This window comes from Rhodoferax sp. P1_F3 (assembly GCF_056405715.1).
The window spans coordinates 195,224-209,979 of sequence record NZ_JBFUBO010000009.1 but is presented as its reverse complement, the minus strand read 5'-3'; the positions used below and the strand labels follow the sequence as shown (position 1 = coordinate 209,979).

Here is a 14,756-nt window from a genome sequence, read left to right as displayed (position 1 = left end):
GCATAGGGCTGGTTGTTCTGCAATGCCTCTTGCACCATCACCAACGCCTCTTGGCCCTGGTAGGCGCTATCCAACGTAAATCCGGCTGCGGATGCCTTGGCCGAGGTGCCGAACAGTGCGGATTCGAAGTCGTCCAGTTCAGCCGTTGCCGTCGCGGTGGCTGGCAGCAGAATCCTGCGGTAGTCCTCGTGGATGGCAGGCATATCGTCTGCCAAGAGAATGCGTCGATTGTGTTGCTCGCTCAAGGCGCCTCCTCTGTCATTTCGAACGGAAGTTCGAGCGTACCCGCCACATCCCGTTGCTCTTCATAGATACCCAATGTCGATTAGAGGTTAAGGAGTGAGCCCTCTAATCGACAAAAAATGCCGTAGTTTTTTATGCCCCCCATGATAGGAGACATCTCGTGAAGTTTGATTGAAGCGATTACAAGTTTCAGCGGAGGGAAAGATCTGATCAACTACCTCGCACCATTTCGATGCAACGAGGGAACAACAAAGGCCCCAAAGGGCCTTTGCTTAACTTAGCGGCATTGCCCAATCGGGGCCGTTTGCGTATCTGCTATTTATCCCGTCAACAGATTAACTGAACGGCTCGACCCTCTGGTGCTTTTCTATGCGAAATCAATCTCTAGCCCCCATGAAATATGCGCTAGAAGCTATGAATTTGATAGCTATTGCGCGGGCGTCACCGTCTTGGTGCCCGACATTTCCACCTCCACACGGCGGTCTGGCTGCAGGCAGGCAATCAGCTTGGCGCTCTTGCGGCCCTTGCAGGCTGCGGTCTCGGTGGTTGGCTGGGTTTCGCCCAGGCCCTGGGCTTCAATCACGTTGGCGCCCACGTTCTGACCAATCAGGTAGTCACGCACGGTCTGCGCGCGTTGCTCCGACAGCTTCTGGTTGTAGGCATTGCTGCCCAAGCGGTCGGTGTGGCCGGTGACAGTCACCTTTTCGTAGGTGGCGCCCTGCAGCTCGCGGACCAGATCGTTCAGCACGGTCTTGCCTTCGGGTTGCAGCGTGGCCTTGTCAAAGCCAAACAGGGCATCTCCGGAATAGCGCAGTTTTTGCGCGACCGGTGCCATGGGCGCGGGCACTGGCGCGGGCATGGGTGCAGGGGCCATCTCAGGCGCCGGCTGCGGTTCCGCTGCAGCCACAGCCTTGATCACGGGGTCACAGGGCTCCATGGCCAGCGCCGGTGTCCAGGCGCCTAGGCGCCAGCACTCACCCGATGCATTCTTGACAAACTCGCCACCGCCATCGACCAAGTAGCCATTCACAGGTTGTGCAGGCGGTGCCGCGAAGACATAGAGGGGGGAGAGGGCCATGGCAGTCGTTGCGACGGCCAGAAGGGTTGAGAGTTTTTGCATGGAGCATCCTTGGTTAACTTGAAAATGGAAAACAAACCACTCGCAATGCACACACTGTCGGGGGTAGGTGAAGACTATGACGCCGCCCACCGAACGTCTGTGCGATGGCATACCCAATGGACTACGTCTTGTATGCGCTAGCGCACGGACAGCAAAACCCACCCGGCGCAAGCTGTGTTCTCCTCCCCGTGAACGCACGTGAAGAAAAGGACACCATGCAAACCCAAACTGCTGAACGCGCTGCGCCCCCCATTGCCACGCTGGCACGCCCCAAGTCCCTGTTTGAGACCCGGCTGACCGATGCCTACCGCCAGCAATGGGACGCCGATGAGGCGGCCGTGCGGGACGTGGCAGCGCTGGCGGTGGGATTCTTGCGTCATGCCGAAGCGGCGCTGTCGCCCATCATTGGCCGCCAAAGCGTGGGCGCGCTGTACCAACGCAGCCTCTACCTCACGCGCTCCGAGCACCCGTGGTTGGCCGTCGCATATGGGGAATGGATGCCGGCGGACCCGTTTGTGGTGCTGCAGAAGGCGGTGTCACGCCAACCCCTGAGCAATGCCCAGGCTGCCGTGCTTGCCTTGCTGAGCAAGTTCCGCTCGCTTCTGGACAACCTGATTGGACCTTCGCTGACCGCACAATTGTTGCGCGCCTGAAGGCGCGTGGCGTTCGGCCATTTGCGCTTCCACGCGTATGTGAGCTATCGAAGCGCACCTGCGGCATGGAAGGCGCAGCGGCCCCCACCTTCCCGTTTGGCACAGTACATGGCCGCATCGGCCAGGCTGATCAGCGTGGCCGCGTCTTCGCTGTCGCTGGGGTACATCGCAATGCCCAGGCTCACCGACAACTGCAAGGTGTGGCCCTCGATCACTGCGGGAACGGCAATGTCCAGCAAAATTTTCTCGGCAATCACCGTGGTGTCCCCCGGTTTGGACACCTCCGGCAGCAGCACCAAAAATTCGTCTCCCCCGTGGCGACCCACCGCATCCGAATCGCGCACGGACGTCTCCAGGCGGCGTGCAACCAGCTGCAGCACAGCATCCCCCACCGCATGGCCCAGCGTGTCGTTGATGGTTTTGAAGTGGTCCACGTCAAGAAAAAACACCGCGGCCAGCGTGCTGCGGCGCTGCGCCATGCTGATGGCGCTTTGCAGGCGGTCCAGCATCAGGGTTCGGTTGGGGGTGTCGGTCAGCCCATCTCGCTGGCTGAGGCGGGTTAGCCGCTCCAGATCTGCGTTGGCCACATCCATCGCAGCCTGCGCCGCCAACGCGGCCTGCACCAGGTGAGCGTTCGCCTCCACGATCTGGGACACATGGTCGCCCCGCACGTCGTGCCGCACCTCGGTGAGGTTGCGCTGCAGGTCACTCAGTTCCGTCCGCAAAGCCTGTGCCTGCGCAGTGAGTGTATGCAGGGTCATGACCGCTGACGGCACAGACGTATCGGGTGGGTCAGCGGCAGGGTTCATGGGCGAATCGGCGCTGGCGGTCTCAGGGGATCGGCATCGTCGTTTTTCGAGAACCCCAGCACCTGGAAGGGGTCACCGTGGGGAATTTCTGCCAGCAGCCGGTCGAACTCGAGTTTGACGACCGCGTAACACTCGCAGACGCGTCGCTCCAGGCCCGGGCGGTCTAGCACGTCGATATGGCCGCGCGTGTAGCGGATCAGGCCGGCGCGCTGCAGCTTGCCTGCGGCTTCGGTCACGCCCTCGCGGCGCACACCCAGCATGTTGGCAATCAGGTCCTGCGTCATAGTCAGCGATTTGGTGGGCAGGCGGTCCAGGCTCAGCAACAGCCAACGGCACAGCTGCTGCTCGATCGAGTGGTGGCGGTTGCACACCGCGGTCTGCGTCATCTGCGTGATCAGCGCCTGGGTGTAACGCAGCAGCAGGCGCAACACCGGCCCGGCACGGTTGAACTCTGTCTTGATGATGTGTGACTTGAGCCTGTAGCCGAACCCTGCACTTTGCACGACAGCGCGGCTGGGGGTGGTTTCGCCCCCCATAAACAGCGAAATGCCCAAAATACCCTCATTGCCCACCACCGCAATCTCGGCAGACGCACCGTCTTCCAGCACATACAGCAACGACACAATGGCGTTGGTGGGGAAATACACGTGGTTGAGCAGGCACCCCGATTCGTACAGCACGTCACCCAGGGGCAACGACACCAACTCCAGGTGGGGCAACAACCGCTCGAACTCCGCTTTGGGCAGGGCCGCGAGAAGGTGGTTTTGAAAAGGTCTGGGTTGCGTAGGCATGGGCTGCGGTGAGGCCTTTTCTGCCTGCGGGATGCAGTCCAGGGGCAATTACACCTTGCAGCTTACGCGTTTCACACCAAGTCTCTGTACGTTTTCGTACATAACTTACCCCTTTTTTGCCTATCAGGACGAATGGCGGTGGTTACGGTCCATGCCATAGCACAAGCAGGAGGCGGCTTCCAGCCCCGGGCCGTCCACGATTTCGATATGGCCGCGGCTGTAATCAATCAGCCGTCGCTCCTTGAGCGCATGCGCAGCATCGGAGACGCCGGCACGGCGGACTCCCAGCAAGAACCCTAGAAACTCGTGGGTCAGCTGCAGATGGTCCGATGACAGGCGGTCCCGCGTCATCAGCAGCCAACGGGCCAGCCGCTCCTCAATGCGGTGAAAGCGGTTGCAGGCGGCCGTTTGGGCAATTTGCAGGGTGAGCGTGTTCACATAGCCCAGCACTGCCTGGCGCAACAGCGCGTTTTGCTGGAATTCCCAGGCAAACACGGCCGCAGGCATACGCAAGGCGCTGCCTGGAACCTGCACCAGAGCCCGCATGGAGGACGTGCTCACACCCAACGCCACAGCCACCCCCACCAGACCTTCATTACCCACCAGGCCTACTGCCAGCACACTGTGCTTGTCCGCCAGCGTGAGCAGGGACACCAGAGCGTCGCCAGCAAAGTACACGTGAAGGATAGGCTCCCCCGCCTGGTGTAGCACCTGCCCGTCCGCCAGGTCCACGGGTTCCAGCTCCAGCGCCAAGCGCTGGTAGTCCGAACGTGCTATGGCCGCAAGCAGTCGATTGGGGACAGGCAATTGGCTCGGCAGCATCAAACACTCTCTGGTAGTCATCTCGTGCCGCTGAAACAGCGCACGGCATCCGGAGAGGCCGACACAAGGTCGGAGCTACGTCACATCACAAGGCTATCGCAGAACAGCGCCGCGCGCGCCATATGTCCAACAACGTACATAGCTGGTGCCGTCACGCCCGGCCATGGCGCCCCTTGACCATTTCATAGCAGGAGCAGGCCACCGCCTCCAGCCCATGGCCGTTGATGATCTCCATGTGGCCCCGGCTGTAGTCGATCAGGTGCTGCTTGCGGAGTGCGTGGGCCGCATTGGTCACGCCCACACGCCGAACGCCAAGCATGTTGCTCAGAAAGTCCTGCGTGAGGAAAAAGTGGTCCGAACCCAAGCGGTCACGGGTCATCAGCAGCCAGCGCGCCAGGCGTTCCTCGATCACATGGAATCGGTTGCAAGCCGCGGTTTGCGCAATCTGGGACATCAGGAAATGCGTATAGGCAAGCACCTCACGCTGTAGCGACAAGCCTTGGCGGAACCCGCGTAGAAAAGGTGCGGCCTTCATGCGCATGGCCGAACCCTTGCCCTGCACCAGGGCCCGCACAGGCGACATTCCCTCCCCCAACGCCAGCGCGGTGCCCAGCATGCCCTCTGGCCCGACCATGCCGACCTCCAATGCCGAGTGGGCGTCCACCAGGGTCAGCAAAGACACCAGTGAATCGTTGGGGAAGTACACGTAAACAATGGGCGCATTCGCTTCGTATAGCACCTGGCCGAATTCCAGCAACACAGATTCAAGGTGAGTCTCCAGGCGTTGGTACTCTGCCCGGGTCAGCGCCGCCAACAGGCGGTTGGCAATGGGGGTGTGGTGGGTCGACAAAGCATTGGCTTTACAGCCGCCCAGTGAGCAGCAGCACGATGAGCACGATCACGATCAGGCCGAGACCGCCGCTGGGCCCATAGCCCCAACCCTGGCTATGGGGCCACGCCGGGATAGCCCCCACCAGCATCAAAATCAAAATTACCAGCAAGATGGTTCCAAGACCCATGGGGTGCTCCTTTGTGGGGTACCAGACCCTGCAGCAAAGAACTTCGTGCGGGCTGGTGATGGAAAGCTTGCCGCTTGCACGCCGACAGGTCTGTACGGCAGTGCACATAGCTTGAACGAGCCTATTCAGCCTGGTTTTAATCATTCGGATGCAATGTTGCCCATCGTACATATGGCCTTGATGCGCGCCTTTAGCCTGCGCTTGGATCACCGGGCTCCAGAAGCCGGTGGATCACATCCGGTTCAACCCCTCAAGGAGTCTTACATGACATTCACAGTGAAACACAGCGCGATCGTCCTGGCCGTCTTGGCCGCATTCGGCAGTGCACATGCCACCAACCTGGTCGCTAACGTCCCAACTGCTAACGTGGACTACTCGGCCACTTCGTTTGGTGGAACATTGCTAGATCAGGCCACGACCAACATCAGCAATACCAGCTACAACGGGGTTGCCCGTGTCGCGGTGTATGACACAGGCACTGGTCTGGATTTCTACTACCAGTTCACCAACAACGCCAGCTCCCAAAATGGCATTGAACGCTTCTCTGCCTATGACTTCAGCAGCCTGGGCGCTACTGCCGTGAGCGTCTACCAAACCGATGCTGCGTTCGGTACCTTCATTGTCGGAAGCGAAAAGTCCGACTACGCAGACCGCACCAATTCGGGTGTTATCGGGTTCAGCTTTGTTCCGAACGGCTTGTCAAAAATCAATCCGGGAACTACCAGCTTCACACAAATCATCCGCACCAATGCGCGCAACTACCAACCCGGAAACTTTGGTCTGCTGGACGGTATTGGCGACAACGCAGCTGGTTTTGCCCCTGCTGCCGCTGTACCCGAGCCCGAGACCTACGCCATGCTGCTGGCGGGCCTGGGCTTGATGGGCACCATTGCACGCCGCCGCAACAAGGGAAAGGCTGCTGCCGAAGCCTCAACCGCAGCCTGAACTGTCAAGTGGCCCCATGCCCTGGTCTCCTGAGGAGGCCAGGGCGTTTTTTTACCTGCATGCATGCAATCACCCACTATGTTGCCAACCGCACATACGTAGGTACATACAACCCGACACCATCACACAGAGGAATTCAATATCCGCAACCGGGAGTCCATACATGACGATGACCATGACACGTGAGAAGTACACCAAGAGGATGAAAGGGCAGCTCGATGACCTGAACCTCACCATCACCTCGCTGGAGAGGCGGGCCATGGAGGCAGCGGAAGATGTGCGAGAGGCTCATTACAGGGAACTGGCAGAGCTGCGTCGCCAGTCACGCCTTGCAGTCGCCAAGCTGAGTGAGGTCCGGGCCGCCAGTGAAGAGTCATGGGAGAAGATGGGGGCAGAAATGGACAAGGTGCGCGACAGCTTTGTCCAGGCCTTCAATTTCTTCAAGACCCAGCTTTGAGACTTCAGGCGGCAATGCACCCAAGGTGCATTGCGCGTTCAGCGGCGGCGCACCACCCATCCCAGCAGCAAGCCAGACACCAGCGCCACACCTACCGAGGTCAGAGGGTTCTTTTGGACGAGGTTGCGGCATTCCGCGGTGACGCGCGACTGGGCTTCCTGCAGCCGGTGCCCTGCGAGCTCCAGCTTTTCGCCGGTCTGGGCGGCAACGCCCGCCAGGCGGTCAATGGCGCCATGGGCGCTGGCTTGCAATGCTCCGGCATCGTGGGCGATGCCTTCACTCAGATGGTTCAATTCGGTCATGGTGTGGACTTTCATAACAATGGAAATGGGATTCAGTTCTGGCCAAACTTGGCTTTGGCATCCTTGATGCAATTGGCCTTGACGTCGGCAGCGAAGGCATCGCACTTTTCTTTGGCCAGCACATAGGCAGCGTCCTGCTTGTCCGCGACGGCATTTTTCTGCGCAACCGCGTTCTTTTCATCCGCCACGGCCTTTGCGCTGTCCATCTTTTTGTGGGCTTCTACATTGTTTTCCGACTTGGCTTCACTCAGCTTGGCTTCGGCCTTGGCGGCCACATGCTGGCTCTTGGCTTCCTTACGGCATACGTCCTTGGCATTGCCGGTGGCGTCATCGCATTTCTCTTTGGCCACGGCAAACGCAGCATCGGCCTTGGCAATGCGCACGTCGTAGCTGTGCTTTTCCGACGGGCTGTAGCTCACCTCAAGCTCAGCCTTGGCCACTTTTTCGCGGCCTTTGGCTTCTTCAATGCAAATGTCCCTGGCGTTGTCCATGCTGGCACTGCAGGCCGTCTTGTCCGCACTGTACTGGGCAGAGATAGCCTCCTTGGCGGTTTTGTATTCCACCTTGGACATGGGGGCCGCGAATACGCTGCTACTGATGGCCAGCAGCAACACAGAAGGTAGGGCTAGGGTAATGAATTTTTGCATGTGTGTTCTTTCAAAGAGTAGAGGGTTGCTGCGATGGCGCAGTGGATGGGGCTCTGGGCTCCACCTTAAAAGGCTGGGTGCGGGAGGTCTGTGCGTCAACTCACATACACCAGGGCCGACACCAAAAAGGCTCGAACGGCCAGCGTGCGTCAGCGTACAGACCCATGCCAGGACAGTACCTATGCTGGAATGCATCTGGAGACACCAGCAACCTTGCGGAGCACGATATGAAGCACCTGTTGAGTCAGGCCACGGCGCATCCCGCCGCGGATCACACCGTGCTGGACCGCATCCGCAAACCCATCTTCCTCATCGATATGAACCGGGCCATCCGGTCTTGCAACCAGTCGGGCCGAAACATGCTGGCTGGAGCATCGGCCCCACTGCACACCATAGGCGGGCGGCTGCATGGTGGCGGTGACGCGCTGGAGCAGGCCATTACCCTGCAAACCGCTGCACTGGACCGGTGGCTGAGCCTTCCTGTGCCAGACCAGTTCTTCCCGGTGGCACCGGGGATGCGGTCGCACTGGGTGGCTGTGAGCGTGTCCTGCCTGTGCACGCCTGCCGACCCGCATGAGGACCACCAAGAGCGGCACGTGCTGCTGGTGGTCCACCCGGTGGTCAGCATCCGCCCGGTGGAGCCTGCGCTGTTGCAGGCGGCGCTGACACTGACACGCCAGGAGGCACAGGTCGCGGCGCTCATTTACGCCGGACACAGCCTGCGTGAAACGGCGTCGAAGATCGGTATCGGCCAATCGACGGCCAAGACCCATCTGCAAAACGTTTTCAGCAAAAACAGGATCAGCAAGCAGACCGAACTGGTCCACCTGGTCGCCAGCCTGTCTTCGGTCTGACGCGGCGGCATTACTGCCGGATGAAAACCAGCAGGTCTTCGCTGAGTCGATGCTTGTCCGTGGCGAACAGGCCATGGGGCGCACCGTCGTACTCGGTCAACGTGGATTTGGGAATGCCCACATACGCAGCCTTGGCAGAAGCCGCGATGGGAACGGTCTTGTCCGCCGTGCCATGGAGGATGAGCGTGGGCACCTGGAACGCGGCCAGGTCCGTTCGGAAGTCGGTGGTGGAGAACGACTTCACGCATTCCAGCGTGGCGCGCAGGCTGGCCTGCATGGCCTGCGCCCGTGCCCAATCGATCAATTCATTGCTCACCGGATGAGTCAGCATGCCCACCCCAAAGAAGTCCTTGAAGAAGCCGGCAAAGAACTGCGCACGATCCTCGCGTATGCGTGCAGCCATGGCATCGAAAACGGACTGCTCGGTGCCATCGGGGTTATCGGCGGACTTCAACATGCAGGGCACGACAGAGGACACCAGCACGGCCTTGCTCACCGACTTGCCACCATGGCGGGACATGTAGCGAGCGACCTCGCCGCCGCCCATCGAGAAGCCCACCAGCGTGGCGTCTTCTGCGCCAGTTTGCTGGATCACCGTGGCCAGGTCATCCGAAAGCGTGTCGTAGTCATAGCCGCCCCAAGGCTGGGATGAGCGTCCAAAGCCACGCCGGTCGTACGCGATGACGCGATAGCCCGAGCCGGCCAGCACCAGAGCTTGGTCGTCCCAGCTGTCGGCACTCAGGGGCCAGCCCGCGAGCAGGATCACCGGTTTGCCGGTGCCCCAGTCCTTGAGGTAGAGCGTGGTTTTGTCGGGCATGGTGACGTGGTGCATGGTGTACCTCCGTGGGTGTAGTGACACCCCATCATGCGATTGGCCTGCAGGCAGTTCAGTGCGCCATCACACGGACCTCGGCGCACATCGTCTGCACACTGCACCCACATACAGCACACCACCTCAAGGAGAACCATGGGCGACACCGTGCTTTCCCGCGTGCCGCTGCTAGAGCGTGTCGGCCGCAACACCGAAGCCCTCTGGAAACAGGCTTTCGCCATGCTGGGCTTTCTGGGCGAAAGCACTATGGCGCTGGTCGGTTGGCTGCTGCACCCTTCACAGATTCGCTGGCGTCCCATTTTGTTCAACCTGCGCAGCGCGGGGGTTGACGCGCTGCCCATCGTGGGCTTGCTGTCGTTTCTGCTGGGCATCGTGGTGGTCTACCAGGGTGCCGGCCAGTTGCGGCAATACGGCGCAGGAATTTACGTCACGGATTTGGTGGGCTTGTCCATGCTGCGCGAGTTTGCGCCGCTCATGACGGCCATCATCATTGCCGGACGCTCTGGGTCCGCCTACGCCGCACAGATTGGCACCATGGCCGTGACCCAGGAGATCGATGCCATGCGCACCTTGGGCATTGCGCCGCTGGACATGCTGGTCCTCCCCAAAGTCATTGCTTTGGCCATTGCACTGCCCTTGCTCACCGTGTTTGCCGACGTGCTGGGTGTGACCGGCGGCATGCTGATGGCACGCGTGCAGCTGGGCATTCAGTTCAGTGAATTTTTGGACCGTTTTCCCCACGCCGTCAGCACCACCTCGTACCTGGTGGGCCTGGGCAAGGCGCCGGTGTTCGCCGTCATCATTGCCATGGTGGGGTGCTTTCAAGGCTTTCGCACCCGGGGCGGTGCGGACGGTGTGGGGCTGCAAACCACGCGCGCCGTGGTGCAAGCCATCTTCCTGGTCATCCTCGCTGACGCCCTGTTCTCGGTGGCCTTCAGCGTGCGGGGCCTCTGACATGACCTCCCACGCCCCCGCCGCAGACCTGGTGATCGATATGCAAGGCGTAGTAACGCGCTTTGGCAGCCATGTGGTGCATCAGGGTGTTGACCTCGAAGTGCGCAGGGGAGAAATCTTTGCGGTGATTGGTGGCAGCGGAACCGGCAAGTCCACGCTGTTGCGGGAAATGATCCTTTTGCACACTCCCAACGAAGGCAGCGTACGGGTGCTGGGTACCGACCTGACCCACATCACCGCGGCAGCCGCACTGGCACTGCGCCAGCGGTTTGGGGTGCTGTTCCAGCAGGGGGGCTTGTTTGGCTCGCTCACTGTGCTGGAGAACATCGGCCTGCCCTTGCGAGAGCACCGCCAGTTGAGCGACGCAGAGGTCGATGCCATTGCGATGTCCAAGTTATTGGCGGTAGGGCTTCAGGCTGAAGTCGGCCAGCAGCTGCCATCCGAAATCAGCGGCGGCATGCTCAAACGGGCTGCACTGGCCCGGGCGCTGGCACTGGAACCAGAGTTGCTGTTCCTGGATGAGCCCACCGCAGGGCTGGACCCACACAGTGCTGCGGGGCTGGACGCCTTGTTGCTGGACCTGCGCGCAGAGTTTGGCTTGTCCGTCGTGATGATCACGCACGACCTGGACCTGCTCTGGCAGGTGGCTGACCGCGTGGCCGTGCTGGCCGACGGCACCGTGCAGGGCGTGGACTCCATGGAAGCACTGGCGCAAGTCGACAAGCCTGCCGTGCGCGCTTTTTTTGAAGGTCCACGCGCGCATGCGGCGCAAACCCGGGAGAAACCACCATCGAAACCAAAGTGAACTATGCGCTGGTGGGCGCTTTTGTTCTCACCCTGGGCACCGTGCTGGTCGCCGGCCTGCTTTGGCTGGCGTCGGGCGGCGCGTGGCAAACCCAGTACGACGTGTACCTGGCGGTGGAGGACGAGTCCGTGTCCGGGCTGAACCTGGATGCCCCCGTCAAATACAACGGCGTGAATGTGGGCAAGGTGCAGTCCATCCAGCTGGACCCCGCCCACCCCCAACGCGTCAACCTGCTCTTCGCCATCGAACGGGGCACGCCGGTCAAAGAGGACACGCTGGCCGTGTTGAAGACCCAGGGCTTGACCGGCATTGCCTACGTAGAACTCAGCGGCGGCAGCGCCACGTCTCCCGCGTTGCGCGCGCAGACGGGCGCTCCGTATCCGCAAATCAAAACCGCTCCGTCTCTGGCGGCCCGGCTGGAAAACGTGCTCACCAGTGTGCTGGCCAAGCTGGACAGCACGTCCAACAACATCAATGCGATTCTCAGTCCGGACAACCAGGCCGCGCTGCGCAGCACCCTGGCCGATATGGCCGTGGTGGTGCACACCGTGGCCGCCCGCAAAGAAAGCATCGACAGCAGCCTGGCAGATGCGGCCACCACCTTGAAGAACACCGCCCGCGCCAGTACCAAGCTGGATGGGCTGGCACAGCGCATAGGGAACAGTGCGGACGCCGTGCAAAAAATGGGCACCGAGGTGGCCAAAACCAGCGTCAGCGCGGGCCAGACGGTGGACGTGGTTGGTGCTGACGTGAAACGCTTCAGCGCCGAAACACTACCTGAGTTGGAGCGCCTGCTGGGCGAACTGAGTACCTTGAGCAGCTCGCTGCGCCTGTTGTCCGAACAAACCCGTCGCGACCCCAGCGGTCTGATCTTCGGGCGCACCCCGGTGCCCAGCGGCCCAGGGGAATCTGAGGATAAGCCATGAAAACACCAGAACGCACACCCGGCCCACATTGCATCACGGTGACGCTCCTTGTGCTGTGCACCGTGGCCTTGGGGGCATGCAGTTCACTGCGCCCCGAGAGCGCCAAACCGCCCGCGTTTTATTCGCTCGATGCGCCGCCTGCGGCGGCACCGGCACGCCCACCCGCTGCCCCGTTGCGCCCATTGCCCACGCTGGTCGTCACGCCAATCCGTGCGGCCTCTGGTTTTGACAGCCAGCGGATTATTTTTGTTCGCGCGGACCATCAACTGGAGTACTTCGCCCGCAGCGAATGGGTGGACACCCCGGCCCGCATGCTGAGCCCTGTCTTGGCCTCCGCGCTGGAACGCACACAAGCCTTTACGGCCGTGGTGCTCACACCGGCCAGCGCCACGGGTGATCTGCGCCTGGACACAGAGATCGTTCGGCTGCAGCATAGTTTCCGCAGCCATCCCAGCCGTGCGCAATTCACACTGCGCGCCCAATTGGTGGATGAAAAAACCCGCCGGGTTGTGGCCTGGCGAGAGTTCCAGAGTGAGGCCGAAGCCTCAAGCGAAACACCGCAAGGCGGCGTAGCGGCTGCCAATGTGGCGGTGCAGGACGTGTTGGCACAACTGGCCGATTTCTTGGTGCAACAAAAAGCGGTAACGCCATGAACAACCCGGTATGGCTACGCGCTCTCGCCAAGGTTGCGGCCACGCTGTTGGCAGCGGTTTTACTGTGCGCGCTGACCATCGCGTTGCTGGGCTGGAACTGGCTGCGCCAGCCGCTGGAGCGCTTTGTGCAGCACAAGACCGGGCGGGAACTGGTGATGCAGGGAGACCTGACCGTGCAATGGGGCTGGCCGGCTGCTCGCTTGCATGCGTCAGGCGTCACGTTTGCCAACCCCGCGTGGGCCAAAGAACCGCAGATGCTGGCTGCAGAAGGGGTAGGCGTGTCGGTGGATGTGCTGCAACTCCTGCAGGGCCATGTGGTGTTTCCCGAGGTGGCGCTGGAGCAGGCGACGGTCTTCCTGGAACAGGCGGATGACGGACGCAAAAGTTGGCTGCTGGACCTGGACCAACGCGATGAAAGCGCGCACATGGTGGTCGGGCGTGTGGTAGTGGACCAAGGCACGCTGGGCTATGACGACAGCGCCCAGAAAACCCATCTGCGCGCCGGATTGTCGACATCGGAAAGCATCGTGACCCCGCTGAGTTTCAACGTACAAGGCCGGTACAAGGACTTGGCGGTCAAAGCAAAAGGCAGCGCAGGCCCCGTGCTAGCGTTGCGCGACACCAGCAGACCCTACCCTCTGATACTGGATGCCACGGCGGGCCGCACCCGCGTGCGGCTGGATGGCACGGTGACCGGCCTGCTGGCATTGGCCGCTGTGGACATGCACATGAAGTTGCAGGGCGATAGCCTGGAGCAGTTGTACCCGCTGCTGGGCATTGCGTTCCCCACCACGCGTGCCTATGCCACCGAGGGTCACCTGCTGCACAGCGGCTCCACCTGGCGCTACGAGCAGTTCTCCGGGCGCGTGGGCGCCAGCGACATTGCTGGCTTTGCCCAGGTGGTGACGGGTGGCAAGCGCCCGGTGCTGACCGCGGAGTTACGTTCCGAGCTGCTGGCGCTGGATGACCTGGGCCCGGTGATTGGCGCACGGGCTGGATCCGGCACTGCCACGACCGCGCCCCAAGCGACGACGCCAAGCCACGTCTTGCCAGACCTGCCCTTCCATGCCACACGTTGGGATTCGGTGGATGCCGAAGTGCAACTGCGGGCCAAGACCTTGCTACGGGCCAAAGCCCTGCCGCTGGAGAACCTGGACACCCACCTGCAACTGCGCGATGCCGTGCTGACGCTGGACCCGCTGAACTTCGGCCTGGCGGGAGGGCAGTTGCACGGCAAGGTCACGCTGGATGGCCGCAACACCCCCATCAAGGCGCACGCCCAGGTGCGTGCCCGCGGCGTCACTTTGTCCAAACTCTTTCCCACCATTGCGGCCAACCGCAACAGCGTGGGCCTGGTCTACGGCGACCTGGACCTGACAGGCACGGGCAACTCGGTCGGCAGCATGCTGGCCACCTCCAGCGGCACACTGGGCCTGGTAGTGGACGGCGGCCAGATCAGCCAGTTGATGATGGAGAAGATGGGCTTGCATCTGTGGGAAATCATGGCACTGAACCTGACGGGTGACCGGCTGGTGAAGCTGCGATGCGCCGTGGCCGACTTTGCAGTCACGCAGGGCAAGATGCAGACCAAGGCGCTGGTGCTGGACACCCAGGTCACCACTGTGCTGGGAACCGGCAGCATTGACCTGGCCCAGGAGCAACTGGACCTGACCCTGAGTCCCAAGACCAAGACCACCAGCCCCCTGGCCCTGCGCAGCCCGCTGTATGTGCGCGGCAGTTTTTCGCAGCCCAAAGTGACGGTGGACAAAGGCCGCGTAGCCTTGCGCGCAGCGGGCGCTCTGGCCCTGGGAGTGATCAACCCGCTGCTGGCATTGATTCCGCTGGTCGACGCGGGCCCTGGCAAGGACAGCGACTGCGCACAGCTGGTGCGCGAAGCCAACGCACAGCAATAGGCTACCGAACG

Annotated in this window: 18 protein-coding genes and 1 pseudogene; 9 read left to right on the top strand and 10 right to left on the bottom strand. The window is 61.6% G+C overall.

Features of this window, described 5'->3' with window-relative positions:
- Positions 1-245: pseudogene (locus tag AC1DZ5_RS16220) on the bottom strand (two-component system response regulator); the annotation flags it as partial.
- Positions 246-670: 425 nt separating this feature from the next.
- The gene (locus AC1DZ5_RS16215; RefSeq protein ID WP_477890861.1) at positions 671-1,321 is read right to left on the bottom strand and encodes an OmpA family protein; all 651 of its coding nucleotides are present in this window, start codon (positions 1,319-1,321) and stop codon (positions 671-673) included.
- A gap of 257 nt (positions 1,322-1,578) precedes the next feature.
- Here AC1DZ5_RS16215 and AC1DZ5_RS16210 point away from each other — a divergent pair, with 257 nt between their 5' ends.
- Positions 1,579-2,016: a hypothetical protein gene (locus AC1DZ5_RS16210; RefSeq protein ID WP_477890859.1), complete on the top strand. Its 438-nt coding sequence runs from the start codon at positions 1,579-1,581 to the stop codon at positions 2,014-2,016.
- 44 nt (positions 2,017-2,060) lie between these two features.
- Here the strand turns inward: AC1DZ5_RS16210 and AC1DZ5_RS16205 are convergent, their stop codons facing one another.
- The 5 genes from AC1DZ5_RS16205 to AC1DZ5_RS16185 form a co-directional block, all read right to left on the bottom strand.
- The gene (locus AC1DZ5_RS16205) at positions 2,061-2,825 is read right to left on the bottom strand and encodes a diguanylate cyclase domain-containing protein (RefSeq protein ID WP_477890857.1); all 765 of its coding nucleotides are present in this window, start codon (positions 2,823-2,825) and stop codon (positions 2,061-2,063) included.
- Positions 2,822-3,616 carry a Crp/Fnr family transcriptional regulator gene (locus tag AC1DZ5_RS16200; protein ID WP_477890855.1) on the bottom strand — a complete coding sequence of 265 codons (795 nt, stop codon included), beginning with the start codon at positions 3,614-3,616 and terminating at the stop codon, positions 2,822-2,824. The genes AC1DZ5_RS16205 and AC1DZ5_RS16200 overlap by 4 nt, the downstream gene beginning before the upstream one ends.
- Before the next feature lie 123 nt (positions 3,617-3,739).
- A complete protein-coding gene (locus AC1DZ5_RS16195; protein WP_477890853.1) occupies positions 3,740-4,438 on the bottom strand; it encodes a Crp/Fnr family transcriptional regulator in 699 nt (232 codons plus the stop codon).
- 151 nt (positions 4,439-4,589) lie between these two features.
- On the bottom strand, positions 4,590-5,288 hold the full coding sequence (locus AC1DZ5_RS16190) for a Crp/Fnr family transcriptional regulator (RefSeq protein ID WP_477890851.1): 699 nt from the start codon (positions 5,286-5,288) through the stop codon (positions 4,590-4,592).
- Between the two features lie 10 nt (positions 5,289-5,298).
- The gene (locus tag AC1DZ5_RS16185; RefSeq protein WP_477890849.1) at positions 5,299-5,457 is read right to left on the bottom strand and encodes a DUF3309 family protein; all 159 of its coding nucleotides are present in this window, start codon (positions 5,455-5,457) and stop codon (positions 5,299-5,301) included.
- Positions 5,458-5,721: 264 nt separating this feature from the next.
- Between AC1DZ5_RS16185 and AC1DZ5_RS16180 the strand changes: the two genes are divergently transcribed.
- Complete coding sequence (locus AC1DZ5_RS16180; RefSeq protein ID WP_477890847.1) at positions 5,722-6,402, top strand: PEP-CTERM sorting domain-containing protein; 681 nt, start codon at positions 5,722-5,724, stop codon at positions 6,400-6,402.
- 163 nt (positions 6,403-6,565) lie between these two features.
- Positions 6,566-6,859 carry a sll1863 family stress response protein gene (locus tag AC1DZ5_RS16175; RefSeq protein ID WP_477890845.1) on the top strand — a complete coding sequence of 98 codons (294 nt, stop codon included), beginning with the start codon at positions 6,566-6,568 and terminating at the stop codon, positions 6,857-6,859.
- A 38-nt stretch (positions 6,860-6,897) separates the two neighbouring features.
- Here the strand turns inward: AC1DZ5_RS16175 and AC1DZ5_RS16170 are convergent, their stop codons facing one another.
- Positions 6,898-7,161, bottom strand: coding sequence for a hypothetical protein (locus AC1DZ5_RS16170; protein ID WP_477890843.1), 264 nt, complete (start codon positions 7,159-7,161; stop codon positions 6,898-6,900).
- A 32-nt stretch (positions 7,162-7,193) separates the two neighbouring features.
- Positions 7,194-7,808, bottom strand: a complete 615-nt coding sequence (locus AC1DZ5_RS16165; protein WP_477890841.1) for a hypothetical protein — start codon at positions 7,806-7,808, stop codon at positions 7,194-7,196.
- Positions 7,809-8,035: 227 nt separating this feature from the next.
- Here AC1DZ5_RS16165 and AC1DZ5_RS16160 point away from each other — a divergent pair, with 227 nt between their 5' ends.
- On the top strand, positions 8,036-8,662 hold the full coding sequence (locus AC1DZ5_RS16160) for a helix-turn-helix transcriptional regulator (RefSeq protein ID WP_477890839.1): 627 nt from the start codon (positions 8,036-8,038) through the stop codon (positions 8,660-8,662).
- 10 nt (positions 8,663-8,672) lie between these two features.
- Here the strand turns inward: AC1DZ5_RS16160 and AC1DZ5_RS16155 are convergent, their stop codons facing one another.
- Positions 8,673-9,494 carry an alpha/beta fold hydrolase gene (locus AC1DZ5_RS16155; protein WP_477890837.1) on the bottom strand — a complete coding sequence of 274 codons (822 nt, stop codon included), beginning with the start codon at positions 9,492-9,494 and terminating at the stop codon, positions 8,673-8,675.
- A 135-nt stretch (positions 9,495-9,629) separates the two neighbouring features.
- Between AC1DZ5_RS16155 and AC1DZ5_RS16150 the strand changes: the two genes are divergently transcribed.
- The 5 genes from AC1DZ5_RS16150 to AC1DZ5_RS16130 are packed head-to-tail and all read left to right on the top strand — an operon-like array spanning position 9,630 to position 14,745.
- Complete coding sequence (locus AC1DZ5_RS16150; protein ID WP_477890835.1) at positions 9,630-10,448, top strand: MlaE family ABC transporter permease; 819 nt, start codon at positions 9,630-9,632, stop codon at positions 10,446-10,448.
- Between the two features lies 1 nt (position 10,449).
- Positions 10,450-11,253 (top strand): ABC transporter ATP-binding protein, encoded by an 804-nt coding sequence (locus AC1DZ5_RS16145; RefSeq protein WP_477890833.1) that lies wholly within the window; start codon positions 10,450-10,452, stop codon positions 11,251-11,253.
- Positions 11,250-12,179, top strand: coding sequence for an MlaD family protein (locus AC1DZ5_RS16140; RefSeq protein ID WP_477890831.1), 930 nt, complete (start codon positions 11,250-11,252; stop codon positions 12,177-12,179). The genes AC1DZ5_RS16145 and AC1DZ5_RS16140 overlap by 4 nt, the downstream gene beginning before the upstream one ends.
- On the top strand, positions 12,176-12,832 hold the full coding sequence (locus AC1DZ5_RS16135; protein WP_477890829.1) for an ABC-type transport auxiliary lipoprotein family protein: 657 nt from the start codon (positions 12,176-12,178) through the stop codon (positions 12,830-12,832). The genes AC1DZ5_RS16140 and AC1DZ5_RS16135 overlap by 4 nt, the downstream gene beginning before the upstream one ends.
- Positions 12,829-14,745 carry an AsmA family protein gene (locus AC1DZ5_RS16130; RefSeq protein ID WP_477890827.1) on the top strand — a complete coding sequence of 639 codons (1,917 nt, stop codon included), beginning with the start codon at positions 12,829-12,831 and terminating at the stop codon, positions 14,743-14,745. Before AC1DZ5_RS16135 ends, AC1DZ5_RS16130 begins: the two co-directional genes overlap by 4 nt.
- Positions 14,746-14,756: the final 11 nt, after the last annotated feature.